Here is a 25,370-nt window from a genome sequence, read left to right as displayed (position 1 = left end):
ATGAAGGTTCTCTCGTCTTCCCCCCGGAGTTCGTCTGATGCTGAGCGATGAGCTGACCCCGCCCGAGCGCGTGCTGTGGGACGCGTTCCCGCGCGGTGAGACGGTCGACCTGTCCGGCGGTGATCAGGACTTCGACAGCACGAACGCCTGGGGCCCCGAGCGCACCATCCGCGCCGAGGTGATCTCCGCGCTGCTGCTCGGCGCGCGGGAGAACGAGCCGGGCCAGGTCGCCGCCGTTCGCCTGACCGGTGCGCGGATCGCCGGGACGCTGAACCTCGGGCACGCCCACGTGACCGTGCCGCTCGCGCTCACCGGCTGCCAGCTCACCGAGGCCCCGCACCTGTACTGGGCGCAGCTGCGCAGCGTCCACTTCATGCGCTGCCGGCTGCCCGGCCTGGTCGCCTCCGGCGCGCGCATCGACGGGCACCTGTGGCTGGAGGGCAGCCACGTGTACGGCGGGGTCTGGCTCGACAGCGCCCACATCACGGGCATCCTCAACCTGACCGGCGCGCACCTGTCCCACCCGGGCGGTGACGCGCCGCTGCTGGCCGACCGCCTCGTCGTGGACAACAACGTCTACTGCGACCAGGGGTTCACCGCCGAGGGCGAGGTCCGGCTGCCGGGTGCGAACGTCGGCGGGCAGCTGATCTTCCGCGGGGCGCGGCTGCGCAACCCCAAGGGGCAGGCGCTGTACGCCAGTCGGCTCGCGGTCGCGGCCAACGTCTTCTGCGACGGCGGGTTCAGCGCCGAAGGGGAGATCCGGCTGCGCGGCGCGCGGATCGGCGGCTACCTCTCCCTGGTCGGCGCGTCGGTGTCCAATCCGGCACGTGCGGCGCTCAACTGCGACGACATGAGCATCGAGACCGACATCTACTGCTCGGACGGCTTCCGCGCCGAGGGCGTGGTCAGCCTGGCGGGCGCGCACATCGGCGGCCTGCTCAACCTGCGCGGCGGGCGCCTCAGCAACCCGGCCGGTGTGGCGCTGAACCTCCAGCGGGCCCAGGCCGAAGAGGTGCTGCTGCGGACCGCCGAGCCGATCAAGGGCGTCGTCGACCTGAGCTACGCGCACTTCAAGCTGCTGCGCGACGACCCGCTCTCCTGGGCGCCGAGATACCAGCTCGACGGCCTCACGTACGAGATGATCGACCCGCCGCTGGTCGCGAAGGAGCGGCTGAAGTGGGTGCGCCGCGACACGGACGGCTACATCCCCCAGCCGTACGAGAAGCTCGCCGAGACCTACCGCGCCCTCGGGCACGACGGCGAGCGGCGCACCGTCCTGCTCGCCAAGCAGCGGCACCGCCGTACGACGCAGCCGGTGCCGGGCCGGGTGTGGGGCTACCTCCAGGACTGGACGGTCGGCTACGGCTATCGCCCGTTCCTGGCCACCGCGTGGCTGGTGGCGCTGCTGGCGTTCGGCACCATCGTCTTCCAGCACCACCCGATGATCCAGGAGCCGGGGCACAACACCCAGTTCAACCCGTTCCTCTACACACTGGACGTGCTGCTGCCGATCGGCTCGCTCGGCCAGGAGGGGGAGTTCGCGCCGCACGGCATCTACCTGTGGATATCCGACGCACTCGTCGTCGCGGGCTTCGTCCTCGGTTTGACCGTCGCCGCCGGCGCGACGCGCGTGCTGTCCCGCGACTGACCCACGTTTACCGAATCGGAGCGTGATTCGCGTTGGTGGCAGGGCACAACCTTGCGGGTACGAATCCGTAGAACCCGAGGCTTGCGCCCGGGTACGAGAGGTCTGTCACGATGACGACTACGTCTCCCGCAACCGCCGGGATCCGCGGGAAGGGCGACGCGAACCAGGCCGACCGCGGCGATCCCGCGAAAGGCCCTGAACGCACGAGGAGTGGCACGTGATCGTCGACGCCGCGCGCGGTGCGCCCCTGGGCACCGACGCACAATCTCCCCCATCGGAGCTCGTCCAGCTGCTCACCCCTGAGGGCGAGCGGGTCGAGCACCCCGACTACGACGTGAACCTGACGCCCGAAGAGATCAAGGGTCTCTACCGGGATCTGGTGATCGTTCGCCGGATCGACACCGAGGCGGTCGCGCTGACCCGCCAGGGCGAGCTGGGCATCTGGGCCTCACTGCTCGGTCAGGAGGCCGCGCAGATCGGCTCCGCCCGCGCCCTGCGGCCGGACGACATGGCGTTCCCGAGCTACCGGGAGCACGGGGTGGCCTGGTGCCGGGGCGTCGACGCGCTCGACCTCCTGGGCCTGTTCCGCGGCGTCAACCACGCCGGGTGGGATCCGAAGCTGCACAACTTCCACCTCTACACGATCGTCATCGGCAGCCACGCCCTGCACGCCACGGGCTACGCCATGGGCATCCAGCGGGACGGCACCGAGGACGCCACGATCGTCTACTTCGGCGACGGCGCCACGAGCCAGGGCGACGTCAACGAGGCGTTCGTCTGGTCGGCCGCGCAGAACGCCCCGATCGTCTTCTTCTGCCAGAACAACCAGTGGGCGATCTCCGAGCCGCTGGAGAAGCAGTCCCGGATCCCGCTGTACCGGCGGGCCGAGGGCTTCGGGTTCCCCGGCATCCGCGTCGACGGCAACGACGTCTTCGCCGTGCACGCCGTCACGAAGAAGGCCCTCGAGAACGCCCGCAGCGGGCAGGGCCCCACGCTCATCGAGGCGTTCACCTATCGGATGGGCGCCCACACCACGACCGACGACCCGACGCGCTACCGCCTCCAGGCGGAGCTGGAGTCCTGGAAGCTCAAGGACCCGATCGAGCGCGTCAAGGCGTACCTCGTGAAGAACCAGATGGCCGATCGCGAATTCTTCGACGCGATCGAGGCCGAAGCCAAAGAGGTCGGCTCGGACCTGCGGAAACGGTGCCTAGAATTGCCCGACCCCGCGGCGACGGCGATCTGGGAGAACGTCTATGCGACCGAGCACTCGCTGCTCGCGGAAGAACGCGACCAGTTCATGTCCTACCTGGCGACGTTCGAGGATGTGTCCCGATGAGGGGGCGGCCGACCCGGGCCGGGGCTACGCGCGGAGGGGAGTGCGACGGTGAGCGCTGAGACGCTGACTCTTTCCAGGGCCATGAACGAGGGCCTTCGCAAGGCCATGGAGAACGACCCGAAGGTCCTCATCATGGGTGAGGACGTCGGGAAGCTCGGCGGCGTGTTCCGGGTGACCGACGGCCTGCAGAAGGACTTCGGCGAGGCCCGCGTCATCGACACGCCGCTGGCCGAGTCCGGCATCGTCGGCACGGCGATCGGCCTCGCACTGCGCGGCTACCGGCCCGTGTGCGAGATCCAGTTCGACGGGTTCGTGTTCCCGGCGTTCAACCAGATCACCTCGCAGCTCGCCAAGATGCGGATGCGCTCGCTCGGCACGCTGGAGCTGCCGGTCGTCATCCGCATCCCGTGCGGCGGCGGCATCGGCGCCGTCGAGCACCACAGCGAGTCGCCGGAGGCGTACTTCACCCACACCGGCGGCCTGCGCGTCGTCGCGTGCTCGAACCCGGCCGACGCGTACACGATGATCCAGCAGGCCATCGAGTGCCCCGACCCGGTGATCTTCTTCGAGCCGAAGCGCCGCTACTGGGACAAGGCCCCCGTCGACCAGGACCTGTCCAAGGCCGTCCCGTTCGACAAGGCCGTCGTCGCGCGACCGGGCGAGGACGTGACCGTCCTCGCGTACGGGCCGATGGTCAAGACCTCCCTCGAAGCCGCGCAGGCCGACGAGCAGCACTCGATCGAGGTCATCGACATCCGCTCGCTCAACCCGCTCGACGAGCAGACGGTGCTGGAGTCCGTACGCCGGACCGGCCGGTGCGTCGTCGTGCACGAGGCGCCGGTGTTCAACGGGTACGGCGGCGAGCTGGCCGCGCGGATCACCGAGAAGTGCTTCTACCACCTGGAGGCACCGGTGCTGCGGGTCGGCGGCTTCTCCACGCCGTACCCGCCGTCCCGTCTCGAGGACCACTACCTGCCCGACCTCGACCGCGTCCTGGACGCCGTCGACCGGACCTTCGCGTGGTGAGCATGGGCGAGCTGAAGCAGTTCAAGCTGCCGGACGTCGGCGAGGGCCTGACCGAGGCCGACATCGTCAAGTGGCACGTGCATCCGGGCGACACCGTCGAGGTCAACCAGACGATCGTCGAGATCGAGACGGCCAAGGCCGTCGTCGAGCTGCCCTGCCCGTACGAGGGGACCGTCGCCGAGCTCCTCGTCGAGGAGGGCACGACCGTCGACGTCGGCGTGCCGATCATCTCGGTCGCCGTCGGCGGCGACGTCCCGGCGACCGCAGCGGAGACCGCGCCCGCCGAGGGCGCGCGGGAGCCGGGGATGGAGGGCAGCCCCGCCCCCGCGGTCGACCCCTCCGCCCCGGAGCAGAAGCGCGTCCCGGTGCTGGTCGGCTACGGCGTGAAGGCGGGATCCACCCAGCGCCGGCCGCGTAAGAGCGCACCGGCCGCGACCGGTGGTCCGGCCGCAGCGGCAGCCCCCGTACGGCCGGAGCCCCCTGCTCCGGCACCCGCCGCGCCGGTACGGGCGGTCGGGGGTCGTGTCGCGGTGCTGGCCAAGCCACCGGTCCGCAAGCTGGCCAAGGACCTCGGCGTCGACCTGACCACGATCGCCGGCACCGGCCCGCAGGGGTCGATCACCCGGGACGACATCCGGCAGGCCGCGACGACGCCTGTTCCCGCGACGCCCGTACGGGCCGCAGGCGAGCGGCTCGAGGAGCGCATCCCCATCCGGGGCGTGCGCAAGCACACGGCGGCGGCCATGGTGCAGTCGGCGTTCACCGCGCCGCACGTCACCGAATGGCTGCAGGTCGACGTCACCGAGACGATGAACGCCGTGAAGCGGCTGCGCGACCTGCCCGATTTCGAGGGCGTCAAGGTCTCGCCGCTGCTGCTCGTCGCCAAGGCGCTCCTGCTGGCGGTCCGGCGCAACCCGCTGATCAACTCGGCGTGGGACGAAGAGGCCCAGGAGATCGTGGTCAAGCACTACGTGCACCTGGGCATCGCCGCCGCGACCGAGCGCGGGCTGATCGTGCCCAAGGTCCGCGACGCGCACGACCTGTCGCTCCCGGACCTGGCCCGGGCGCTCGCCGACCTCGCCGCCACGGCGCGGGCCGGCAAGTCCACCCCGGCCGACCTGTCCGACGGCACCATCACGATCACCAACGTCGGCGTCTTCGGCGTTGACGCGGGCACCCCGATCCTGACGCCGGGCGAGTCGGCGATCCTCGCGTTCGGTCAGATCAGGGACATGCCCTGGGTGCACGAGGGCGAGATCAAGGTCCGCAAAGTGACGACGCTGGCGCTGTCGTTCGACCACCGCATCGTCGACGGCGAACTCGGCTCCGCCGTCCTCCGCGAGGTCGGCGCCATGCTCGAGGACCCCATGCGCATGCTCGCCTGGGGCTGACACGACAGGGGTCTCCGGGCCGACCGGCCCGGAGACCCCTCAACAGCCGCCACCGCGCACAGACGATCACTTCCTTAAGCTGGGTACGTTAAGTACTTGACGTACTTGCCGTGTTCACGGAAACGGCATGATTGATGACAGGGAGTGGCATCATGTCGTCTGTGCACTTCAACAGCTACACGGAGGCTCGCGCACATCTGAAGGATCTCCTCGATGCGGCCGAGCTGGGATGCACCGCTACCGTCCGCCGGGAGTCCTCCATGGCCGCGGTCGTCGATGCGGATCGGCTGCGGCACTTCCTCGCCGTTGTGAGTCCGGTTCGGGCACAGGTCGTCGCCGAGGGTGGCGGTTGGTCTGTCTTCCTACCCGGGTTGCCCATCGCCGCCGATGGCACCACGTTCGACGATGCGATCGCCGAGATGGTCGACGCGCTTCGCGACTATGCCCACGATTGGCAAGAACGACTGCGCGAGGCCCCCAACCATCGCCAGCAGTGGGGGCTCGTCCAGCTAATCGATCTGAGCAACGATGACCAGCTGCGCGACTGGCTGATCGGGGACGGCACATGACCTGGCCGCAGCCCACCAGGAAGGATCACGAGTGCTTCTGCGTGACCGAAGGATGGCGTCGAGTACGCAACGCTCGCGGGCGCGCCGGATCACACCACGTCACCTACGAACTCGACCTGCCAGACGGATCGATCCTGCGGACGAGGATCTCCCATCCGGTGGATCGCAGCGGCTATGCAAAGCAGCTTTGGGCGCACGTCCTCCGCGACCAGCTGAACGTCTCTGAGCAGGAGTTCTGGGCCTGTGTTCGCGATGGCGAAAGACCAGGCAGAGGAGCGCCCCTACCGGACAAAGATGCCCTGCCTGCCGACATGGTTCATCTTCTGATCACTCGGGTCGGCGTCTCCGAGAAGGAGGTCGCCGAGATGACCCGGGAGCAGGCAATCGTCCGACTGCAGCGGTACTGGATCGACGATATGTGAGTCGCCAAGCGCACGTTCACTCGAAAGGCCGGTTGAGATGGACGGCAAGGAACTGGACGGGATTGCCGAGCATTACGAAACGACCGACATCAGCCAGGAGATCGCCAAAGCGGACCTGAAGCGCCACGAGCCGCTCTCATCGGACGTCATGATCGTGTCGTCGATCCGGCTCCCCAAGTCGACGATGGACGAGGTTCGGGCTGCGGCCGCCGAACTCGGTGTCAAGCCCACTACGCTCATCCGCTCCTGGATCGAGGAAAGGTTGGGCTCTAGCGAGGCGGCAACTCCTCCTGCGCCCGTCTTGGCCGCATGGTCCAAGGTCGTACACGATGCCGTACCCGAAGAGTTGCGCAGCGCGGGCCTGGCGCGCTCCGCATGAGCGGCATCGTGGAGCAATAGGCGGTTGATCGAGTAGCCCGGGCGCAGCGGCTCCTCCCGCGCGCCGATCCGGCCACGTAGCCACGCAGCATTCCGGGCGCTGAGGCGTCTCTCGAATGTGGACACTGAAATGGCCTCTTCCGCGCGGGCACCCGCCGACGTCGACGAGTTGTACCGCGAACACGCCGTCGGGCTCATCCGGCCGGCCATGCTCGCGTGGGCGCGCCGATGTCCAGGCGGTCCTGAAGGCGTTGTTGGGTCGGCCGGGTGTCGATCAGGTGATCACCGAGTCACGGTGATCCGGTTGCATGGGGGTTCTCCCCTCCCTCAGATAAGGGCGAACCCCCACGGACGCGCCGCCGACGGCTCGAACGCGACCCTCACGCCGTAGAACCGCTCAGCCGACTCCGCTCAGAGCGTCGAGGCGAAGGCCACTTACGCCGGGGTCTTGAACCAGAGCTGCCTGTCGGGGACGGGGTAGCCCTGCTTCTCCACGATCACCTTGGAGTACTTCGTGGCCCCCTTCTCCGAGATGAAGAGGTGCGGCTTTGACATCTGCATGATCGTCAGCCACTCGCCGCCCTTGTCGGGAGTCCCGCCAGTAATGTCCCACTTCTGGTTTGCAGCGTTCCGGCTACAGGTTTTCTGCACCACGTAGTCGCCGCTGTTCACTTTTTTGTTCGAACCGAGCGCGATGTCCAGGCACTTGCCGCTGGCGACGTTGACGAGGTGATTTCCCCACTTGACCTGGAAGGTAACCGTTTTCTTGTGGGAGGCACTGCCACCGCAGGCATCGATGAAAACGTTCGTTCCTGATCCCGCGATGCACTTCCACGACACGTCGTTCGTAAAGTGGAAGCTGCTCGCGGCGTTGGCCGGCGTGGCGGCCAGAGCGGGGACCAGCAGCGTGGTCGCGGTCGCCACGGCGGCGGCCAGACTCCGTTTGCGCATAGTCCGTCCTTTCTCATCCGAGTTCATAACTTGCCCTGGGCGACGACTCGCGGGCCGGGTCAGGTCCGCCAGGGACCGCTGACGTGGTGCACGGTCTTGCCGATCGTGATCGTGCCGAACGACCGGTACCTACCGCTGAGCGAAGTCTTCACCGGCCCGACGTAGTACCTGGCGGTGCCCTCCTTCGCCGGGGCCTTGTCCTTGAATTGGAGCCCGATCATCATTAGGTGCTTCGAACTCGTATATTTCCCGGCGGCTCGGACGATCGCACAGACATCTCGATAGTTGGAATGCGGGTAGGACTTCACGTACACGTACACGTTGGCGTACGTGGTCTTGCCACTTTTGATGGCCACCTTGTCCCGCGGCGTGGTGGACCAGCCCTTGCCGCACGAACCGTGGACTGCGGCCTCGGCCGGGGCCGCGGTGACCGCGGCGAAACCGGCGAGCGACAGAGCGGCGACCGTCGATACGGCCAGCCTCCGACGAATACCCATCTCTTTGTTCCCTCGCTCAGGCCATTATGCGGCTAATCGATATGAGCGGAGTGAGCTTAGCGATCGGCCGTTTTCCGAGGTAGACCGTGGGCGATAATTGGACCTCTGGTCCCAAACTCGGCCGGGACCAGGGGCCCTACCGTCGGATCACCGCGTACCGAGGGTGGCCCGAGCGTCGGAGGTCAGGGGCAGGTCTGGCGCTTGGCGGTGAGGTCGAGGGTCTTGCGGATGGAGCTGAGCCGCAGGCGCTTGGACTCGGGGCAGAACCTACTCAGGGGCAGGTTGTACTCGGCGTGGAAGACGGGCTTGCCGGCCGTGATGAACGGCTTGAGATCCGAGCACTCCTTGTACTCCGCGCACTGCTCGTTCACCGCGAAGTCGAAGTCCTTGACCAGGGACGGGATCTGGTCGAGGTCGTTCTTCAGCCCGACCGCCAGGCCCTTCTGGTGGGCGACGCGCGCGAGCATCCGGTTGAACGCCAGTTGATGCTTCGCGGTCAGCGGGAAGCCGGACTTGTTCTGGTAGGCGTCAACGTTGTCCGGCTCGACGCCGTCGAACCCCTTCGCCTTGCACTGATCCAGGCGCGCGGCCCAGATGCGCTGCAGTACGTCGATCTTGCGGATGTCGACCCAGCGTTCATTCGGCCACCCGTCGAGCTTCTTGCCGAGGATGGACTTGGGGAACTTGTTGTAGTCGGGCCGACCTTTCTCCGCCGAGCCGATGCTCACGTAGCAGATGACCTTGCGGCCCTTTTTGTGCAGCGCGGTCACGGTGGACTTGGGCGTCTCGAACATGTCGACGTCGAAGACGCTCGCGTTGACCGATGTGTCGATCTTGCCGCTGAGCTGCCACTGCCAGCTCACGCCGACCTTCGGCCGCCACCAGGAGGTCGCCTGGGTCGTCGCCGACGATGCGCCGTGCGCGGCCGTGTCCTTGGCCCCGGCACCCGTGCCACAACCGGCGAGTGACAGGGCGGCCAGGGTGAACAATACGTACCGACGACGCAACCGTGACATAAGCGATCAAGCTACCGCCAGCATCGCCCGGCCGTCAGGCGTTCGGCGGATGGGAGGGATCCATGCCGCCGTGGTGGCTCGCCGTCGCCTGGGTCGTGGTCGTGCCCCTGGCCGTCGTGATGCTCGTCGCTCCTCGGAGGTTGTGGAGCGTACCGGCGAAGGCCTGGGCCCGTGACCATCCGGACGACCGCTACACGCGGTGGTGGGAGGCCAGTGCCGCGTGGCGAGGTCTGGCCGCGCTCGCCGTCGTGGCCCTCGTCACGGTCAGCTGGGTCGACCACGCCCATGCCACGGCGGAGCCTCGCCTGCACGGCACGACCGAGAGCGAGAAGGTGCGGGCGGAACCGGGTTCCGCGAACCCGGTCGCGATCGGTCCGGACGCGTACTCCGGGCACGGCATGAGGCTGCGCGTGATCTGGCGGTCGTGGGCGGAGCGGATCGGGTGCGTGCTCGACCACGTCACCGTCACCGAGACCGCGTCAAGGGTGACGGTCACCCTCTATGAGGGCGGCTTCAGCCGGAACGGCGAGAACTGCGCCGACGGAGGCCGGCCGTGGGGCGGATTCGGGCCGTACACGACGCGCTACACCGACGTCACGCTGCACTCTCCGCTCCGTGGCCGCCAGGTCGTGACCGCCACCGGCACACCGGTCCAGCGGTACGAGTGACACGGGGCCACCTCGCACCCGATGGCATGGAGACGACGTCGAGGATCGTACGGGCTCAGGAGAGGAAGGACGCGAGGGGCGGGGCCAAGACGTCCCAGGAGACGTTGTGGTCCTGGCCGTCGAGGGTCGTGTGGCGGCCGGACGGCAGGGCGTCCAGCAGGGCGACGGCGGCGGCCGGAGCCCACGCGCCGGTCTTGGAGCCGGTCAGCACCAGGGTCGGGATCTCGACGTCCGCGAGACCCGCCGGGAGACCGCCGTCTCCGACGACGGCGGCGTCATAGGCGAGGGTCGGGGCGATGGCCTCCATGGACGCCCACATCGGAGCCCGACGCATCTGGTCGATCACGCCGGATGGCATGCCGACAAAGCGCATGAACAGTGCCATGGCGTCCCCACGACGGTCTTCGGCCAGGCAGGTCGTCAGCTCGGTGACGTACGCGCGGGCGCGCCGGGGCGCGTCGGCGTCGAGCTGGAACGGCGGCTCCCACAGGGCGAGCCGGGTGACCGGCAGGCCCGCAGCCGCCGCGCGCAACGCCAGGATCGCGCCAGAGGAGTTGCCGAACACGGCCGCGGAGCCGCCGGCCTCCGCGATCAGCGCGGCGAGGTCCTCGATCTCGCGCTCGACCGCGTACGGCGGGGTGTCTCCGCTGTCGCCGCGTCCTCGCCGGTCGTAGTTGAGGACCGTGTGTCCGGCCGACAGCAGTTCGGCCAGCGGCGCGTGGACGCCGCGGGTGCAGGACGCGCCGCTTACCAGGATGATCGGGCTGCCCGATCCCAGTCGGTCGAAGGCGATCGCGGTGCCGTCGGCGGAATGTGTGATGTTCATGGTCTCGGCCTTTCCGGTGTTCCGATCTCACCCCACCTACGAACGGCCTCGTGTCAGACGGACAGCCCGCCGGCGGAGATCTCGGCGAGTCTCCGTTCGAGGTAGCGGCGCTCCGGCCCGGTCGGCGCCAGAGCCAGGGCCGACCGGTAGGCGAGGGCCGCCTCGGGACGGCGTCCCTGACGGCGCAGGAGGTCGGCTTGAGCGGCGGGCAGCAGGTGATGGTCGCGCAGCTCGGATTCCAGGGCCGACAGAAGGGCCAGTCCCCGCCCCGGGTCGACCATCCCCACGGCGATCGCCCGGTTCAGCCGGACGATCGCGGATGGGACAAGTGCTTCGAGACGGCGGTAGAGGGCCGCGATCTCAACCCAGGGCGTCTCCTCGAAGGAGGGTGCGGTCGCGTGGCACGCGGCGATCGCGGCCTGGATCTGGTACGGCCCCACGCGCCCGTGGCGCAGCGCCTCGTCGAGCACTGCCGTCCCCTCGGCGATCCGCTCGTGCTGCCACCGGGAGCGGTCCTGTTCCTCCAGCGGCACCAGTGCGTCGCCATCGAGCCGGGCCGGACGCCGGGCGTCATGGAGCACCATCAGCGCCAGCAGCCCGGCGGCCTCGGGCTCCTCCGGCATCAGCCGGACGAGCAGGCGGCCCAGCCGGATCGCCTCGTCCGAGAGGCCCTGCCGGATCAGTGCGTCACCGCCGCTGGCCGCGTACCCCTCGTTGAAGAGCAGATAGAGGACGCCCAGCACGGAGGCGAGCCGTTCGGGCAGCAGTTCCGGCGACGGTATCTGGAACGGGATCCCCTCGTCGCGGATCCTGCCTTTGGCCCGGGTGAGCCGCTTGGACATGGTGCCCTCCGAGACCAGGAAGGCTCGGGCGATCTCGGCCGTGGTCAGGCCGGCCAGGGTCCGTAGCGTGAGCGCGACCCGGGCCTCGAACGGCAGGGCGGGATGGCAGCACGTGAACATGAGCCGCAGCCGGTCGTCCGGGAACCCATCGGCCCCGTCCACATCCGCCGTGGAGACGGCGGATGCCAGCTCGCGCATCTTGGCGACGCCCACGGCGGCCCGGCGGAGCCGGTCGATCGCCTTGTTGCGCGCGGTCGTGGTGAGCCACGCGCCCGGCCTCGGCGGAATCCCCTCCGCCGGCCACCGCTGGATCGCCTGGGTGAAGGCGTCCTGCGCGCAGTCCTCGGCCAGGTCCCAGTCGCCGGTCAGCCGGATGAGCGTCGCGACGACCTGACCCCATTCCTCCCGGAACAGGCCCGCGATCGTCGACTCGACGTTCACGGCTGTACGGCGCGTAGCTCGATCGTCCCGTGGCGCGCCACCGGATGGGTCCGGGCCGCTTTGAGGGCCTCTTCGCGCGAGGCGCATTCGATCAGGCTGAACCCGGCGACGACCTCCTTGGACTCGGCGAACGGGCCGTCGGTGAGAAGGACCTCGCCATCGCGGACGCGGACGGTCGTGGCGTCCGCCGGGGGTTCCAGCCCACCGGTCGTGATCAGGTTTTCGCCGCGGGCCGCGGCCCAGGCCTTGCAGGCGGGCAGGAAGTCCGGGTCGGCGAGCATCGCCTCGTACGCCGGGCCGTCTCCGCAGATCAACAGCAAGTACTTCACATCGCGAGCCTAAGGCGACGCGATTCGGGCCGTACGGGCGAGCGCGATCGCCGGGAGCACGCCGATCGCCGCCAGCAGGGCGAGCCAGTGACCGGTGGTGGCCATGGCGGTCGCGGATGCGTGCGCCGACGTGGCGTGGGCGGCGGTGTGGTCCCGGAGCGAGAGGAACACCGTGCCGAAGGCGGCGACGCCCAGGACCTGGCCCAGTTGCATCGTGGTGGTGAGCAGGCCGCTGGCGTCGGCCGCCTGCGAGAGCGGGACGTGCAGCAGCGACCGGGCGAGCAGCGGACTGACCGCCAGGCCCATGCCGACCCCGTCCACCGCGAGCGCCGCCCACATCAGCGCGCCGCCGCTCGCGCCGGTGCGGACGGCCGCCGAAATGCCGAGGTAGGCCACGGCGCACAGGCCCAGCCCGATGGGCGGAAGCACGCGGTGGGCGACGGCCGGCAGCGCACGCCAGTAGAAGCCGACGAGCCCGAACGTCGCGGCCATCGGGAGATAGGTGAGGCCGACCCGCAGGGCGCTGTCACCGAGACCGGCCTCCAGGTGGAGGGTGCAGACGAAGAGGAACCCTCCGTAACCCACCTGCATGGCGGCGAGCGCGCCGATCCCGGCTCTGACGCCGGGGTTGCGCAGTACCGCCGGGTCCAGCAGGGGATCCCCGCCACGTCCCGCCACGCGCCGTTCGACCGGAACGAAGATCCCGGCCAGGACGACTCCGGCGGCGACGCAGCCGAGGCTCCACGCCGGCCAGCCTTCCTCACGGCCGAGGACCAGCGGCAGCACGATCAGGAAGGCCGCCGAGGTCGCGATCGCGAGACCGAGCACGTCGATGCGGCGGGCCGCGTCCGGCTCGTCGGCGGGCACGAGGCGCGGCACGAGAAGGGCGAGGACGACGCCGAGCGGGACGTTGACGAGGAAGGCCGGCCGCCAGGTCAGCCCGAACAGGTCCGCGCTGACGAGCAGTCCGCCGATCACCAGGCCGGCGACCGAGCCGAGCGACAGCACCACGCCGTACGCGGACAGCGCCTTCGCACGCGCCGGGCCGGTGAATCGCGTCTGGATGAGACTCATGATCTGCGGCACCATGACCGCCGCCCCCGCGCCCTGGAGGAACCGGCACGCGATCAGCACCCCGGTCCCCGGCGCGACGCCGCAGGCGAACGACGTCGCCGTGAACACGATGACGCCGAGAAGGTACATCCGCCGTCGGCCGTACAGGGTGCCGAACCGTGCTCCGGTGATGAGCAGCATCGCGTACGCCGCGGTATAGCCGCCCACGACGAGCTGGAGTGACGCGCCCGAGGCGTGCAGGTCGGCGCCGATGGCGGGCATCGCGACGTTCACGATGAAGACGTCCAGCAGGCCCATGAACTGGCCGAGCAGCAGCACGGCGAGCATGAGCCAACGTCGCCCCTCCCCCTCACGCGTCGCTGCGGCGCGCTGCGAAGCGAGCACCGGTCTGGTCATGGCTGTCTCCGTTCGGTAGGTCGCGGGCGGCTCTGGGGAGCGCCCGCCGGTACATACCGAGCGGCCGGACCCGATTCATCGGACTCCGATCCGTCGCCGCGGGGCGATGAGTTCGCCTCTCCCGCGGAGTACGTACACGCGAGGAGGAATTCATGGGCATGGTGGTGGGCGACCGGGATCTGACGGAGCGACGGCAGCGGAGGGTAGTGTCGGGTCTCCGCGGTCCAGGGGAAGGCGTGACACAGGTGCCGGTCAGCGAGGACTTCGAGCGCCGGGCCGACCCGTACCGGTCGGAGCTGCTGGCGCACTGTTACCGGATGCTGGGGTCGGTCCACGAGGCCGAGGACCTCGTCCAGGAGACGCTGCTGCGGGCGTGGCGGGCGTACGACCGGTTCGACGAGCGGCGTGCGTCGCTGCGCACGTGGCTGCACCGCATCGCGACCAACGCCTGTCTCACCGCGCTGGAGAAGCAGGCCCGCCGACCGCTGCCGTCGGAGATCGGCGCTCCCGGCGACGACCCCGAACAGCGGCTGTAGCCAGGACACGAGGTGTCCTGGCTACAGCCGCTTCCGGACGCGATGCTTCGGACCGGCCCGAACCCTCGTCACCCGGGGCAGCGTCTCTGATTGGCTTAGCGATCCCCGGTGTCGCTCAGGGATGTAAGCCAATCGCCTTCGTGCCCTGGTGCTGAACGGCGGAAGCCGACAGCCCTCGTGGCACGTCCCTCCGGACGCTGATCGGTGAGGTCTGGTGACCTCACCGAGGAGGGTGCCCGGCGTCGCCTGGGCACCGGGCGTGTGCGTGACAGTCTGCCACAGGATCGCTACGGATCGCTAATCCGACAGGTAAGCCTCCGGCTGGCGTTCGTCGCCGCCGTGGGCGAGGACGAGATCAGCGAGCCGACCGACCGCCGGCACCGCGCGCTGGTCGACCGCTACGTCGCGGCGCTCGAGAACGCCGACCTGGCGGCGCTCGAACGGCTGCTGACCGAGGACGCCATCCTGGAGATGCCGCCGTTCCTGAACTGGTACGTGGGCAAGGACGACTACATCGGCTTCATCGCGCGCTGTTTCCGGCTCCGAGGCATCGGCTGGCGGATGTTCCCGGTCGGCGCCAACGGTCAGCCCGCCGTCGCCGCGTACATCCCGGGCGACGACGGCGTCCACCACCTGCACACGCTTCAGGTGTTCACGGTCGCCGACGCGGGGATCGCCCGGACGACGGTGTTCCAGGACCCCGACGTGTTCGCCGTCTTCCGCCTGCCGCCTACCGTGGAAGCCGGCTCCGGTCTGCTCAGCGCCCGGTGATCTTCTCTGAACCACAGCCCGCACTGCGGTCATCGGCCGCACTGAGAGGAAGTCTCCATGTCCTCCTCCGCTACGCCCCCCGCGACCTCGGGCCACTTCGCCGGCCGGTCGCTCAGTGACCTCGCCTCGGATCTACGGCGGCAGCGGAGCACGGCGGTCGGCCTCGTACAGCACGCGCTGAACGCGATCACCCGCCTCGATCGAACCGTCAACGCCTTCGTGACCGTGGCCGCCGACGAGGCACTGGCGGCGGCCTGGCGGGCGGACCATGAACTCGCCGACGGCGTCGACCGGGGTCCGCTGCACGGGATACCGGTCGCGGTCAAGGACGTCATCATGGTCGCGGGCCGGCCCGTGAGCATGGGTTCACGACACTATGCCGGCCACGTGGCCACCACCGACGCGGCCTGTGTCCGGCTCTTCCGGGAGGCGGGCGCGATCGTGGTCGGCCAGACCACCACGCACGAATTCGCCTACGGCCCCACCGGGGACCGCTCGGCCAACGGCCCCTCCCGCAACCCGCGCGATCCCGCGCGGATGACCGGCGGCTCCAGCGCCGGAAGCGCCGCCGCCGTGGCAGCGGGGATGGTCCCGCTCGCCGTCGGCACGGACACCGGTGGCTCCGTACGGATCCCGGCGGCCCTGTGCGGGATCGCGGGATTCAAACCCGCGTACGGCGTGATCCCAACCGACGGCGTCTTCCCGCTGTCCACGACGCTGGACCACGTCGGTCTGCTCGCCGCGAGCGCACACGACTGCCGGATCGCCTACCGGGCGCTCCTCCCGGACCGGACACCATCGGCGGGCCGTACGCCGTCAGCGGGCCACACGCCGTCAGCGGGCCACACGCCACTGGCGGGCCGGCCACCCCGCGTCGGCTGGCTCGACACCCGCCCTGTGTTCCCCGCCGACGCCCGCGTCCTGGCCTCGGCGCGTACGACGCTGGAATCCTCAGCGGGCCTGGATGAGCTCCGCATCCCCGCGGGGGTCGCCGAAGAGCTTCGTGAGGCGTTCGTCGCCATCCAGAGCGGCGAGGCCGCGGCCGTGCACGCCGACCGCCTGGCCGAGCGACCCGACCTGTTCGACCCGGAAGTCCTCGAACGCCTCCGGGCAGCCGCCGCCGTGCCCGCCTGGAAGTACGTCCGGGCGATGCGGGCACGCCCGCGGCTCGCCGACGCCGTCGACGCGCTGTTCGAACGCCATGACGTCCTCGCGCTGCCGACCGTGCCGCTCACCGCACCGCTCATCGACGAGCGGGAGACTCTGCTGGACGGCGAGGAGGTGCGCGTACGCGATGCCCTGCTCGCCCTGACCAGCCCATGGAACCTGCTGGGCCTGCCCGCGCTCACCATCCCGGCCGGGACGGTCGACGGGCTGCCCACCGGGCTGCAGCTCATCAGCCGGGCCGGCCAGGAAGAGCTGCTCTTCGAAACGGCCGCGCTCAGCGTTCCCGGATCCAGGCCGTAGCGGAGGTTAGGCGAAGTCGTACGGCGTGAGGTACTCCGGCAGTACGACCTTGGTACGCGGGCTGATCTGGCCGGTCGTCTACACCGCGGGACGGTGACTCCCGTTGCCGGTACGGCTCGCGCGAGTTCACCGCCGCGTACGTGCGGCGCGCGAGGTCACTCCGGGTGCGTCATGTTGCCGTTGCCGCGCCCTTCGGTGAAGACGTCGGTCTCCGGGTTCTTGGGCTGGCGGTTCATCAGGACGATCTGCAGGAGGAACGACGCGCCGCCCACCGCCATGAAGATGACACCCAGAGCAGGCAGGTCGATGCCGCTGATGTGCGCCTTGATGGCCCACTTAAAGATCGCACCGATGGTGATCAGGAAGATGCTGACGCCGAACCCCACCGTGCCTCCGACCCAGGCCGATCTGCGAAACCCAACTACGAGTAAACACCCGTGCGCTGCGGCGCACCACCCTATCGGCCCGGTGATCCCCCGTAGCCCGGTAGGCCGACGCCATGCCACATCGCATCCATCCGGACCAAGCGACGGTGCCGGACACGGCGTGTCCAAGGAGACGGCAGGTAGGGCGGGACGTGACCATATGGACTGTACGACCTACATGCGATTCTTTCGGTTGCCTGCCAATGACAGATCAAGCAATATGGCCGTACGCCTACGGCTACGTCGGGGTTACGCAGGGTCAACTGACATGACGGGGTGGATGACCATGGGTGAGGGTCCGGGTTCACTCGACCAGTTCCTCAACGAGCGCCTCATCGATCCGCCGACATCGCCGGGCGAGGTTCAAAAGCGCCTAGCCGCCGGCAAGCCTAGGCAGGATGACACGCCTCCGCCGTCCGCCAGGCCACCGACCGTGCCTCAACCTGCAGGCACCGACGAGTCTCGTAACGACCCGCGCTACCCCGAGACGAATGAACCGATCGACACTGACGAAAGCGATGTGGCGATTGAGCCTTCGCTGGCCGAGGTCGTCGCCCAACTCGCCGAACGGGCGGCGCAGTACGCGAAGTTGGAGAAAAGGTTGGCGGCCGAACGGTTCGCGAAGAAGTCGCCGGACGGTCGGTTGCGGCTGGTGGTGACAGGAGATGGCCGCCCGATATCGCTCGACATCGATCCCGGCGCGGTCAACGGCCCGGAGGGCGACCAGCTCGGTGAGCTCATCGCAAAACTGATCATGGATGCTCGACGACAGGTCGCTGCGCGGCGGGAGAAGCTGGAGGCCGCGCTCCACCGGCAGGACCCGACGGAGGGCGGTGCGGCATGACGCAGCCGGACGACTTCGAGCGTGCCATCCGACGCAATGACGAGCTTCGCGCAGAGTTGATCTCGGCATCCCGCCGAACCGAACACCTCGTCGACGCAAGTGAGGAACTCCTCGCAAAGCGAGAACGGATGATCGCAGGCCTGGCCAGACTGGTGGTCAAAGCCCAGATCGCTCCGGACCTCGGGGTGGTCAACTTGACGGCCGACGGTCGGCTCACGATCGACCTGGACCACACCAAAGTCACTGTTTCGGATACATCTAAGCTTGGCGAGAGAATTCTCGAAGCAATATCAAGCGCTGAAACAAAACTCGACAAACTTCGAGCGAAAGCATTCCGCGAGACAACCGCCTCAGACAGCAACCTATAGGCGCTAGAGAGCCACCTATATTACCTTATAGAAAGGACGTAGAAAATGGTTCCCAAGCCGAAACTTAAGACGCCTACTATAGGTGGCGGACGCCTCCATATATCGACAAAACTCTGGTCCGGAAAGTCTGAAAGCATCGTCCGCTCAGGGGTCTTCGCAGTAAACGCTATGGGTGGATTGAAAGCCCTTAGTACAGCCAAGTCGATGAAAGGCGACGCGAACGGCGTGATCGCCGTAGCCGAAAAGTGGCGCAAGGCCGCACAGAATATAAACGATTGCGAGAATCCACTCTTCACTTCGTCGAACTCGCTCGCCTCCGACTGGGCAGGCACCGCCTATGTTGCGTTCGATAAGCTGATGACGAGGAATATTCAGGTGGTCAGCGGAAACGCCACGGCACTCCTGGCCGCCGAAATGGCCCTCCTTGACCTATCCGTCCAAGTGACGAACACCTACAATTCAGCGGTGGACCTCACCACACTGGCAGCCTCCCGCATCCAGCCCGCCCTAGGAGGCATCGGCATCACCAAGACCAAGTCGGACGATAAGCCAACGATCCTCAATGCACTAACGGACTACGTAACCGCGATCAATGAGGCGGACACAAAGCTACGAGCAGCCATCAATAGCCAGAAGGTAGGATTGGCGAAATTCGCCAATGCTCTAACGAAACTGAACGTTCCCGCGGAGATGTCAAGCGGCACCGAAAATCCGAAACATTGGACCTACCAGTAAGCCTAAAGCAGATCATGAACAACAAAGTGGCTGCAGGTCTTGGCATTCTTACGATGACGCTGGCCGGATGTGCGGCAGATCAAACGCCATCGCCAAGGCACACAAATTCACCCAATGCATCCTCCGCCAAACCCACCACACCTCCACAAATGACCATCTTTGATCCTCCGGATCCATGTACTCTCATCGATCCAGAAAATATCTCAAGACTCCAACAACTAGCGTCCGTCAAACCAAAGAAAGAGACTCAGCCGTACTTTCAACAATGCACCTGGCTCAGCCGTGAGGGCAGCGAGGGTACGGCCAGCATGCGAGTTGCAATATCGGATCTCCGTCCACGCGACTCAGACGCCACATTTCCCAGCCTCTCCAATGCCGGCAATTGCCCCGAGAAGGTAACAACCACCTTCGGCGCCTTCTGCCAAGATCACGAACGACAAAATGTCGATATCATGCGCGGAAATCTCCACGTACTCATTTATTGGAGCACGACTAAGCTATCGCATATGACGTCGGATACGGCGCGTATCGACCAAGCAGGCCCGGTGACCAGGCAGCTGGCCGAACAAGCTCTTAAAAAGATGCCCGGCTAGAACGAACAGAAATATCGAAGGGATAGCACAATGCCGCCGAGCCTGAAATTTCGCGCGAGCCAGATTCGCAAGAGCGGCGATAAGATCAATGATGCGGTGAACCTCTGGTCGGAAGCGCCATCGATCCTCGACACAGCACCGCTACCAGAGAATTGCTTCGGAAAAATTGGCGAAGAACTGGGATTGCGGCAAGAATACGAGAAGTCACGTGCTCAGACGATTCTAAAGCTCAATGACGGCACGAATGCTCTTATTCAGAACCGGGAGGGGTTGTACACAACAGCCAACCGGTATGAGCACGCCGAGGTCAAGACCACCCATGAGGCGAAGCAGGCTGGTCTCAGCCACCGACCCGAGCTTCCAAGCGAGAAAGATGACTACGAGACTCGTTATGGTTGGGCACGAGAAAACTCATAATGCCCATACCGCTCCTGCTTGGAACCGCTCCTGCTTGAAAAAACGTCGCGAGGTCAGCGCAAACGAAGGGGCGGACGATAGCAATCCGCCCAGCGCATCTCGGAGCTTCCAGCTTTCGCTCCGAACGCTGCTAGGGCCCCAATCAACACAGGACGAACGTTGCCTGATGCGGCACTAAGTGGGTGAATGTCGGCAGGTCGGCTTACCGGCCAGTCCCGAGGATGACCGTAGCGATGCGATCCCAGACGTAGCAGTGGCCCACACGTTCTTGACTGACCAGATCGATCCTGTCGATCCGTACATCGACCGGTGCCGGGGGAGGCTGCATGGCCTCGATAACTGGCCTCGCCGGAGCGTCGGAATTGCTGTAGGCGACGGATAGGTGAGGGATCCAGTCAGGATCGTCCGCGAGTTGATTGGTACGCACGGTGACGGCCACCGCCTGCCTGATCCCCGCCCGCGCCGCGTCCAGACCATCTCTCGGAGTCACGCCGAGAACAACCGCTTCACTATGGAACAGCGGTCGACCGAGGATAGTGGTCGTCGGCGCTACTGAACACATTCGTTCGCGAACAGAGTCGATCATACTTTCTATCTCTGAATCGCTTATCTCATCCGCGAATCCGACGATCTGCGTTGTCATGTGCAGCCATCGTGTCGGCACGGGATCCAGTCCGGAGATTACCTCAAGTCGCGCTTGACATTCTTCGACCAGCCTTCCCACTTCCGGACGCTCGCCGACCAATATGTGCCATACATAGAGTCGGCGTCCAGGACGCACTCCCGGGCGCCACCACCAGTGATCTGTCATTCTCTCAGGCAGCGGACTCAAGGAACCTCCAAGGTGCGACACGACTCGCCTTCGAATGATTCTGAACAGAAAGAACGAATACGTTCTTGAACACCCCTAGCCGTCTCGCTAGCCCGGTAACGTTGGTGGGCAAGACCCCGCTCCACCGCTTTCATGCGTCCGCTGATGGTGGCTACTCGGAAATCTGGGCTGATCTCGAACACGGGTGCGAGTTCAGCGGCGACGCCTTCAGGGTCGCCGCTCAGCACGTAGGCCAGAGCGGCACCGATTCTGACCTGAGCCCAGGTCCCGTAGACCCAGGGATCCCCTTCTGCCCATGCGCTATCGGCGGCCTGGGCTGCGCGCAGCATCGCGCCCGGGTCGCGGGCACCGAGGTGGACCTGCAACGCGTACGTCGCTTGCCGCGCCCGTGGACAGGACCACGCATCGGCTTCTTGGCGGGAAAGGGCGACCTCGTCACGGACCTTGTCCGCGGTAACGAGGGCGTGTCTGGCCTTTTCCAGATCTCCAAGCGACTTCAATGCCGTAGCTTCGGATACGGCCAGGAGCACTTTCTGCGGCCCACTCGGGCTGAGGGCCACTCCCCTGCCGGCGAGGCTCGCCGCCTCAGCAAACCGGTTCTCCCAGCGAGCCGTCTTGGACTGAGCCGCCAAGACCAGGGCCCGCGCCAAGTCTGAATCTGCTTCCTCGGCGCAAGACCAGGCGGTGCGCCCATACGCCCTGGCGGGACCATAGCGTCCGACGTCACCGGCCAGCAGCGCTAGCAGAGAAAGCAGCTCCGCAGATAGTTCGAGAAGCGCTTTCGTTTGGTTCATTCGCTGCCGACCAGACCGAAGGATGGTCGCGACACCACGTTGGAGCCGCCTGGCATCGGCCATCACAGCAAGAGGCGAGCGTCGCGGATACTCATGTGCGAGGCGACGAGCGTTCTCACGAAGCAGCTCGATAGCCGTATCACCGATATTCGACTGTTCGATCCACGCGACTAACTCAATGGTTTCAGATATCACCGATTCTGTCGTCTCGGCCGAGAACCGTCTGGGCTCGGGAGTCGCCAGCCTCGTGAACAGGTTCTCTTCCGCCATGTTGAATGCACGGCTGTAGAGCAGGCGATAACGCTCCGAGACGCCGACGGCACCGCGTTCCCAGCGCTTCACGTACGTGAGCAGGCTGTCATGGTCGGGCAGGGAACCACGCGTATCTCCGGCCGCTCGTGCCAGCCGACGTGCCATTTCCGGTTTGTCCCAGCCGCGCGCCTTGCGTTCAGTACGAATGCGGTCGGCCTGTTGGCGACGGGTATCGGCGTCCATGTCGCAGCACCTCTGCTGACGTCCCGGAACACCGTGGAGTGTGTCCCGTCCTGTACCTGCATTGTCCTCTGCCACCACCCAGGGCGCACTGTGTTCACTCAAGGTCACCGCAGTGCTACCTGAATCGAAGCTGGGAGGCAGCGCGATGACCGAATCAAGGCCCACCCGCGACGCACCGTTGGAAACCGAGTACATGTGTCCCGCAGAGGAGGTCGGCCGAGCCGCCGGCCTGGTCGCGAGAGTCCTGCACGTCGAGGGCACCGACAGGGGTCGGCCGTGACCGGCCCGTGGGTCGCCGGTACGGCGGTGCCGTCGCTACGGCCGCAACCCGAGCTGTCCGATACGCGAGTCGATCAGCCATTAACCCGCCCGTACGAGGCGGATGCCGCGATGTGGCTCGCGCGGTTGCGGGCCGAGTTCCCCCGCTGGGGCTTTCTGTTCGATCCGTGGAGGCGGACCTGGACGGCTGTACGGGGACGGCACCGGATCGAGGTCGCACGGACGGCGATCGAGCTGCGCGACATCCTCCATGGGCGGCGTGCCCGTTGAGGACGCCGATCGTGTCGGCGGCGGGACCTTGGTGAGCGCTCGTCCGGTGGTCTGGGTCAGAGGCGGGCCTCCAGGCGGTTCACCAGCGGTGCGTAGTCGTACTGCGGGAATGCGGAGGGGAACGTCTCCAGCATGTTCGTCAGGTTCTCCATATGTGTCCGGAACTCACTATCGCGCAGCGACGCGTCGACGAACAGCATCTGCCAGCCGAAAGCGCCCTTCGTCAGGCGCAAGGTCTCCAGGTAAGCGCAGTAATCGAGCTCCATCCTGAGAAACCCTTGCGTGTTGTTCTCCGCGTCGTACAGATACCGGTCCTGGTACCAGATCTCCAATTGGTCCTTGTGCGGCTCGATGCGGATGAAGGCCGCTTCGCCCGTCGCTCTGGTGGGGGCGAAGTCGATCATCCGCAGCTCGGCCATCAGCCGGCGCTCGCGCTCCGAGGCCAGGTCATTGTGGCGCGGGGGGTCCCCGATAAGGGCCCGATACAGATGCCGGAGATGGAACTCGCCGTAGAGGTCCCGCTTCGGGTCCACAGCCGACCAACCGCAGGAGAGCGACCAGAACCGCAGGGCGCAGTCCTTGAGTTCGGTGCTGAGCCTGACGTGCTCCCACTCTTTCTTCGTCTCGGACAACGGATCGAAGTCGGCCAGCGGGAACGACATGCTCTCCTGCTCGTACGTCACCTCGAAGAGCGGATTGTCGTTCACCTCCCTGATCGACTCGACCTGCAGTTCTTCACTTCGCGTCAGAGGGTTCATCGAGAGCCGTTCTACCGTGCCGCCGTCCCGCCAGGGTCGGCTTCTGCCCGAAACGTGCGAGGTCCCGGCGCCGATGGGGGATCGGCATCGGGACCTCGGTGAGCACTCTTCGGGTCAGAAGGCCTCTTCGGGGAGGTCCATCAGGTCGCCCGTGGTGGCCTCGGTGATGGCGCGCTCGGCGGCGATCTTCGGCAGCTGGGTCGCGCAGAAGAACTGCGCGGCGGCGACCTTGCCGGTGTAGAAGGCGCGGTCGGTTTCGGAGACCTCGCCGCCCAGCCTGGCCAGTGCGACCTCGGCCTGGCGGCAGAGCAGCCAGGCGATGACGACGTCGCCGAGGGCCATGAGGAGGCGGGTCGTGTTGAGGCCGGCCTTGTAGATCTCCTCCGGCCGCTCCATGGAGCCGAGTGCCCAGCCGATCATCGGGTTGATGATGCCCTGGGCGTCCTCGAGGGCCTTGCCGAGCAGGGCGCGCTCGTTCTTGAGCCGGCCGTTGCCGGCGTCGCTCTCCACGAACTTCTTGATCTGCGCGGCGACGTGCTGCAGCGCCTCGCCGTTGTCCCGCAGGATCTTGCGGAAGAAGAAGTCCATGCCCTGGATCGCCGTGGTGCCCTCGTACAGCGAGTCGATCTTGGCGTCCCGGATGTACTGCTCGATCGGGTAGTCCTGGAGGAAGCCGGAGCCGCCGAGGGTCTGCAGCGACTGGGTCAGCACCTCGTACGCCCGCTCGGAGCCGACGCCCTTGACGATGGGCAGGAGCAGGTCGTTGACCCTCTCCGCGAGCTTGTCCGGCTCCCCGGCGGCCTCGGCGAGCTGGACCTTGTCCTGGTAGCTGGCGGTGTAGAGGACGAGCGCCCGCATGCCCTCGGCGTACGCCTTCTGCAGCATGAGGAGGCGGCGTACGTCGGGGTGGTGGGTGATGGTGACGCGCGGGGCGGCCTTGTCGGCCGTCTTGGTGAGGTCCGCGCCCTGCACGCGCTCCTTGGCGTACTCCAGCGCGTTGAGGTAGCCGGTGGACAGCGTCGAGATCGCCTTCGTGCCGACCATCATGCGGGCCTGCTCGATGATCATGAACATCTGCTTGATGCCCTCGTGGACGTCGCCCACGAGGTAGCCGACGGCCGGGTGCTTCTCGCCGAAGGTGAGCTCGCAGGTCGTGGAGACCTTCAGGCCCATCTTCTTCTCGACGTTGGTGACGTAGGCGCCGTTGCGCTCGTGGAGTTCACCGGTCTCGGTGTCGACGAGGTACTTCGGCACGATGAACATCGACAGGCCCTTGGTGCCGGGTCCGGCGCCCTCGGGGCGGGCCAGCACGTAGTGCAGGATGTTGTCGGCCATGTCGTGCTCGCCGCTGGTGATGAAGCGCTTGACGCCCTCGATGTGCCAGGTGCCGTCGGGCTGCTGGATCGCCTTCGCACGGCCGGCGCCGACGTCGGAGCCCGCGTCGGGCTCGGTCAGCACCATGGTGGAGCCCCAGTGCTTCTCGATCGCGATCTGGGCGAGCTTCTTCTGCTCCGGGGTGCCGATCTTCCAGAGGAGCCAGGCGAAGCTCGGGCCGCTGGAGAACATCCAGATCGCCGGGTTCGCGCCGAGGACGAGCTCGGCGACGGCCCAGTGGAGGCTGCGCGGAGCGTTCATGCCGCCGAGGTCGGTCGGCAGCTCCAGGCGCCACCACTCGGCGTCGTTGAAGTACGCCCGGAAGGACTTCTTGAAGCTCTCCGGCATCGTGACCGTGTTGGTCTCGGGGTCGAACACGGGCGGGTGGCGGTCGGCGTCCTCGAACGACTCCGCGAGCACGCCGGTGGCGAGGCGGTTCACCTCGTCCAGGACGCTGCGCGCGGTGGCCTCGTCGACCTCGCCGAACGGTCCGGTTCCCAGGATCTCCTGACGGCCGAGGACCTCGAAGAGGTTGAACTCGATGTCACGCAGGTTGCTCTTGTAGTGCCCCATGAACACCCCGTTGCTCTCGGGCGGGC

The 25,370-nt window shown here is 67.1% G+C and carries 27 protein-coding genes and 1 pseudogene; 16 read left to right on the top strand and 12 right to left on the bottom strand.

Annotated features, from left to right (window positions below; all coding sequences use genetic code 11):
* Positions 1 to 37 precede the first annotated feature (37 nt).
* The 7 genes from ACQP2O_RS02180 (at position 38) to ACQP2O_RS02150 (ending at position 6,774) form a co-directional block, all read left to right on the top strand.
* Positions 38 to 1,648, top strand: coding sequence for a hypothetical protein (locus ACQP2O_RS02180; RefSeq protein ID WP_433179494.1), 1,611 nt, complete (start codon positions 38 to 40; stop codon positions 1,646 to 1,648).
* Between the two features lie 217 nt (positions 1,649 to 1,865).
* Positions 1,866 to 2,987: a pyruvate dehydrogenase (acetyl-transferring) E1 component subunit alpha gene (gene pdhA / locus ACQP2O_RS02175; RefSeq protein WP_433179492.1), complete on the top strand. Its 1,122-nt coding sequence runs from the start codon at positions 1,866 to 1,868 to the stop codon at positions 2,985 to 2,987.
* Between the two features lie 48 nt (positions 2,988 to 3,035).
* A complete protein-coding gene (locus ACQP2O_RS02170; protein ID WP_433179491.1) occupies positions 3,036 to 4,013 on the top strand; it encodes an alpha-ketoacid dehydrogenase subunit beta in 978 nt (325 codons plus the stop codon).
* Between the two features lie 2 nt (positions 4,014 to 4,015).
* On the top strand, positions 4,016 to 5,404 hold the full coding sequence (locus tag ACQP2O_RS02165) for a dihydrolipoamide acetyltransferase family protein (protein ID WP_433179489.1): 1,389 nt from the start codon (positions 4,016 to 4,018) through the stop codon (positions 5,402 to 5,404).
* A 152-nt stretch (positions 5,405 to 5,556) separates the two neighbouring features.
* Entirely contained in the window at positions 5,557 to 5,973 is a 417-nt protein-coding gene (locus ACQP2O_RS02160) for a prevent-host-death protein (RefSeq protein ID WP_433179488.1), read from the top strand.
* Positions 5,970 to 6,395: a cytotoxic translational repressor of toxin-antitoxin stability system gene (locus tag ACQP2O_RS02155; RefSeq protein WP_433179487.1), complete on the top strand. Its 426-nt coding sequence runs from the start codon at positions 5,970 to 5,972 to the stop codon at positions 6,393 to 6,395. The genes ACQP2O_RS02160 and ACQP2O_RS02155 overlap by 4 nt, the downstream gene beginning before the upstream one ends.
* A gap of 37 nt (positions 6,396 to 6,432) precedes the next feature.
* Positions 6,433 to 6,774 carry a hypothetical protein gene (locus tag ACQP2O_RS02150; RefSeq protein WP_433179485.1) on the top strand — a complete coding sequence of 114 codons (342 nt, stop codon included), beginning with the start codon at positions 6,433 to 6,435 and terminating at the stop codon, positions 6,772 to 6,774.
* A 434-nt stretch (positions 6,775 to 7,208) separates the two neighbouring features.
* Here ACQP2O_RS02150 and ACQP2O_RS02145 read toward each other — a convergent pair whose 3' ends face one another.
* From ACQP2O_RS02145 to ACQP2O_RS02135, 3 genes are all read right to left on the bottom strand, one after another.
* Positions 7,209 to 7,724, bottom strand: a complete 516-nt coding sequence (locus ACQP2O_RS02145; RefSeq protein ID WP_433179484.1) for an RICIN domain-containing protein — start codon at positions 7,722 to 7,724, stop codon at positions 7,209 to 7,211.
* A gap of 59 nt (positions 7,725 to 7,783) precedes the next feature.
* A complete protein-coding gene (locus ACQP2O_RS02140) occupies positions 7,784 to 8,221 on the bottom strand; it encodes a hypothetical protein (protein WP_433179483.1) in 438 nt (145 codons plus the stop codon).
* A gap of 182 nt (positions 8,222 to 8,403) precedes the next feature.
* Complete coding sequence (locus ACQP2O_RS02135) at positions 8,404 to 9,237, bottom strand: endo alpha-1,4 polygalactosaminidase (RefSeq protein WP_433179482.1); 834 nt, start codon at positions 9,235 to 9,237, stop codon at positions 8,404 to 8,406.
* Positions 9,238 to 9,299: 62 nt separating this feature from the next.
* On the opposite strand from ACQP2O_RS02135, the gene ACQP2O_RS02130 reads away from it, so the two are divergent.
* Positions 9,300 to 9,905, top strand: a complete 606-nt coding sequence (locus ACQP2O_RS02130; RefSeq protein WP_433179480.1) for a hypothetical protein — start codon at positions 9,300 to 9,302, stop codon at positions 9,903 to 9,905.
* Between the two features lie 55 nt (positions 9,906 to 9,960).
* On the opposite strand, the gene ACQP2O_RS02125 is transcribed toward ACQP2O_RS02130, so the two are convergent.
* From ACQP2O_RS02125 to ACQP2O_RS02110, 4 genes are read right to left on the bottom strand one after another with little or no spacing between them, the layout of a single operon-like run.
* Entirely contained in the window at positions 9,961 to 10,731 is a 771-nt protein-coding gene (locus tag ACQP2O_RS02125; protein ID WP_433179479.1) for an alpha/beta fold hydrolase, read from the bottom strand.
* 53 nt (positions 10,732 to 10,784) lie between these two features.
* A complete protein-coding gene (locus ACQP2O_RS02120) occupies positions 10,785 to 12,014 on the bottom strand; it encodes an RNA polymerase sigma factor (RefSeq protein ID WP_433179478.1) in 1,230 nt (409 codons plus the stop codon).
* A complete protein-coding gene (locus ACQP2O_RS02115) occupies positions 12,011 to 12,343 on the bottom strand; it encodes a YciI family protein (protein ID WP_433179477.1) in 333 nt (110 codons plus the stop codon). The genes ACQP2O_RS02120 and ACQP2O_RS02115 overlap by 4 nt, the downstream gene beginning before the upstream one ends.
* A 9-nt stretch (positions 12,344 to 12,352) precedes the next feature.
* Entirely contained in the window at positions 12,353 to 13,813 is a 1,461-nt protein-coding gene (locus ACQP2O_RS02110; RefSeq protein WP_433179475.1) for an MFS transporter, read from the bottom strand.
* A 236-nt stretch (positions 13,814 to 14,049) separates the two neighbouring features.
* On the opposite strand from ACQP2O_RS02110, the pseudogene ACQP2O_RS02105 reads away from it, so the two are divergent.
* From ACQP2O_RS02105 to ACQP2O_RS02095, 3 genes and pseudogenes are all read left to right on the top strand, one after another.
* A pseudogene (locus tag ACQP2O_RS02105) lies at positions 14,050 to 14,346 on the top strand (sigma-70 family RNA polymerase sigma factor); the annotation flags it as partial.
* Between the two features lie 342 nt (positions 14,347 to 14,688).
* Positions 14,689 to 15,120, top strand: coding sequence for a nuclear transport factor 2 family protein (locus ACQP2O_RS02100; protein ID WP_433179473.1), 432 nt, complete (start codon positions 14,689 to 14,691; stop codon positions 15,118 to 15,120).
* A 57-nt stretch (positions 15,121 to 15,177) separates the two neighbouring features.
* Positions 15,178 to 16,587 carry an amidase gene (locus tag ACQP2O_RS02095; RefSeq protein WP_433179472.1) on the top strand — a complete coding sequence of 470 codons (1,410 nt, stop codon included), beginning with the start codon at positions 15,178 to 15,180 and terminating at the stop codon, positions 16,585 to 16,587.
* Positions 16,588 to 16,742: 155 nt separating this feature from the next.
* Here the strand turns inward: ACQP2O_RS02095 and ACQP2O_RS02090 are convergent, their stop codons facing one another.
* Entirely contained in the window at positions 16,743 to 16,973 is a 231-nt protein-coding gene (locus ACQP2O_RS02090; RefSeq protein ID WP_433179471.1) for a DUF6458 family protein, read from the bottom strand.
* A gap of 319 nt (positions 16,974 to 17,292) precedes the next feature.
* On the opposite strand from ACQP2O_RS02090, the gene ACQP2O_RS02085 reads away from it, so the two are divergent.
* The 5 genes from ACQP2O_RS02085 (at position 17,293) to ACQP2O_RS02065 (ending at position 19,969) form a co-directional block, all read left to right on the top strand.
* Positions 17,293 to 17,856: a YbaB/EbfC family nucleoid-associated protein gene (locus tag ACQP2O_RS02085; RefSeq protein ID WP_433179470.1), complete on the top strand. Its 564-nt coding sequence runs from the start codon at positions 17,293 to 17,295 to the stop codon at positions 17,854 to 17,856.
* Complete coding sequence (locus ACQP2O_RS02080; protein ID WP_433179469.1) at positions 17,853 to 18,224, top strand: hypothetical protein; 372 nt, start codon at positions 17,853 to 17,855, stop codon at positions 18,222 to 18,224. The genes ACQP2O_RS02085 and ACQP2O_RS02080 overlap by 4 nt, the downstream gene beginning before the upstream one ends.
* Positions 18,225 to 18,428: 204 nt before the next feature.
* A complete protein-coding gene (locus tag ACQP2O_RS02075) occupies positions 18,429 to 18,959 on the top strand; it encodes a hypothetical protein (RefSeq protein ID WP_433179468.1) in 531 nt (176 codons plus the stop codon).
* Positions 18,960 to 18,973: 14 nt separating this feature from the next.
* Entirely contained in the window at positions 18,974 to 19,552 is a 579-nt protein-coding gene (locus tag ACQP2O_RS02070) for a DUF3558 family protein (protein ID WP_433179467.1), read from the top strand.
* A gap of 30 nt (positions 19,553 to 19,582) precedes the next feature.
* Positions 19,583 to 19,969, top strand: a complete 387-nt coding sequence (locus ACQP2O_RS02065) for a hypothetical protein (RefSeq protein ID WP_433179466.1) — start codon at positions 19,583 to 19,585, stop codon at positions 19,967 to 19,969.
* A 202-nt stretch (positions 19,970 to 20,171) separates the two neighbouring features.
* On the opposite strand, the gene ACQP2O_RS02060 is transcribed toward ACQP2O_RS02065, so the two are convergent.
* From ACQP2O_RS02060 to ACQP2O_RS02045, 4 genes are all read right to left on the bottom strand, one after another.
* Positions 20,172 to 20,780: a 2'-5' RNA ligase family protein gene (locus ACQP2O_RS02060; RefSeq protein ID WP_433179465.1), complete on the bottom strand. Its 609-nt coding sequence runs from the start codon at positions 20,778 to 20,780 to the stop codon at positions 20,172 to 20,174.
* Between the two features lie 17 nt (positions 20,781 to 20,797).
* Positions 20,798 to 22,090: a hypothetical protein gene (locus tag ACQP2O_RS02055; protein WP_433179463.1), complete on the bottom strand. Its 1,293-nt coding sequence runs from the start codon at positions 22,088 to 22,090 to the stop codon at positions 20,798 to 20,800.
* Between the two features lie 605 nt (positions 22,091 to 22,695).
* Entirely contained in the window at positions 22,696 to 23,397 is a 702-nt protein-coding gene (locus tag ACQP2O_RS02050; protein ID WP_433179462.1) for a hypothetical protein, read from the bottom strand.
* A gap of 114 nt (positions 23,398 to 23,511) precedes the next feature.
* Positions 23,512 to 25,344 carry an acyl-CoA dehydrogenase gene (locus ACQP2O_RS02045; protein ID WP_433179461.1) on the bottom strand — a complete coding sequence of 611 codons (1,833 nt, stop codon included), beginning with the start codon at positions 25,342 to 25,344 and terminating at the stop codon, positions 23,512 to 23,514.
* Between the last annotated feature and the right edge of the window lie 26 nt (positions 25,345 to 25,370).

This window comes from Actinoallomurus sp. CA-150999, from assembly GCF_050942425.1.
Classification (GTDB): domain Bacteria; phylum Actinomycetota; class Actinomycetes; order Streptosporangiales; family Streptosporangiaceae; genus Actinoallomurus.
The sequence above is the reverse complement of the archived record's forward strand: the minus strand, read 5'-3'. Positions and strand labels throughout refer to the sequence as shown.

What these genes read in the sequence shown, in the direction of transcription:
- ACQP2O_RS02050 (WP_433179462.1), bottom strand. Translation starts at nt 23,397, where the DNA reads ATGAACCCTCTGACGCGAAGTGAAGAACTGCAGGTCGAGTCGATCAGG.
- ACQP2O_RS02085 (WP_433179470.1), top strand. Translation starts at nt 17,293, where the DNA reads ATGACCATGGGTGAGGGTCCGGGTTCACTCGACCAGTTCCTCAACGAG.
- ACQP2O_RS02155 (WP_433179487.1), top strand. Translation starts at nt 5,970, where the DNA reads ATGACCTGGCCGCAGCCCACCAGGAAGGATCACGAGTGCTTCTGCGTG.
- ACQP2O_RS02130 (WP_433179480.1), top strand. Translation starts at nt 9,300, where the DNA reads ATGCCGCCGTGGTGGCTCGCCGTCGCCTGGGTCGTGGTCGTGCCCCTG.
- ACQP2O_RS02165 (WP_433179489.1), top strand. Translation starts at nt 4,016, where the DNA reads ATGGGCGAGCTGAAGCAGTTCAAGCTGCCGGACGTCGGCGAGGGCCTG.
- ACQP2O_RS02065 (WP_433179466.1), top strand. Translation starts at nt 19,583, where the DNA reads ATGCCGCCGAGCCTGAAATTTCGCGCGAGCCAGATTCGCAAGAGCGGC.
- ACQP2O_RS02145 (WP_433179484.1), bottom strand. Translation starts at nt 7,724, where the DNA reads ATGCGCAAACGGAGTCTGGCCGCCGCCGTGGCGACCGCGACCACGCTG.
- ACQP2O_RS02150 (WP_433179485.1), top strand. Translation starts at nt 6,433, where the DNA reads ATGGACGGCAAGGAACTGGACGGGATTGCCGAGCATTACGAAACGACC.
- ACQP2O_RS02060 (WP_433179465.1), bottom strand. Translation starts at nt 20,780, where the DNA reads ATGACAGATCACTGGTGGTGGCGCCCGGGAGTGCGTCCTGGACGCCGA.
- ACQP2O_RS02140 (WP_433179483.1), bottom strand. Translation starts at nt 8,221, where the DNA reads ATGGGTATTCGTCGGAGGCTGGCCGTATCGACGGTCGCCGCTCTGTCG.
- ACQP2O_RS02135 (WP_433179482.1), bottom strand. Translation starts at nt 9,237, where the DNA reads ATGTCACGGTTGCGTCGTCGGTACGTATTGTTCACCCTGGCCGCCCTG.
- ACQP2O_RS02110 (WP_433179475.1), bottom strand. Translation starts at nt 13,813, where the DNA reads ATGACCAGACCGGTGCTCGCTTCGCAGCGCGCCGCAGCGACGCGTGAG.
- ACQP2O_RS02075 (WP_433179468.1), top strand. Translation starts at nt 18,429, where the DNA reads ATGAAAGGCGACGCGAACGGCGTGATCGCCGTAGCCGAAAAGTGGCGC.
- ACQP2O_RS02055 (WP_433179463.1), bottom strand. Translation starts at nt 22,090, where the DNA reads ATGGACGCCGATACCCGTCGCCAACAGGCCGACCGCATTCGTACTGAA.
- ACQP2O_RS02070 (WP_433179467.1), top strand. Translation starts at nt 18,974, where the DNA reads ATGAACAACAAAGTGGCTGCAGGTCTTGGCATTCTTACGATGACGCTG.
- ACQP2O_RS02045 (WP_433179461.1), bottom strand. Translation starts at nt 25,344, where the DNA reads ATGGGGCACTACAAGAGCAACCTGCGTGACATCGAGTTCAACCTCTTC.
- ACQP2O_RS02125 (WP_433179479.1), bottom strand. Translation starts at nt 10,731, where the DNA reads ATGAACATCACACATTCCGCCGACGGCACCGCGATCGCCTTCGACCGA.
- ACQP2O_RS02160 (WP_433179488.1), top strand. Translation starts at nt 5,557, where the DNA reads ATGTCGTCTGTGCACTTCAACAGCTACACGGAGGCTCGCGCACATCTG.
- ACQP2O_RS02180 (WP_433179494.1), top strand. Translation starts at nt 38, where the DNA reads ATGCTGAGCGATGAGCTGACCCCGCCCGAGCGCGTGCTGTGGGACGCG.
- ACQP2O_RS02095 (WP_433179472.1), top strand. Translation starts at nt 15,178, where the DNA reads ATGTCCTCCTCCGCTACGCCCCCCGCGACCTCGGGCCACTTCGCCGGC.
- ACQP2O_RS02080 (WP_433179469.1), top strand. Translation starts at nt 17,853, where the DNA reads ATGACGCAGCCGGACGACTTCGAGCGTGCCATCCGACGCAATGACGAG.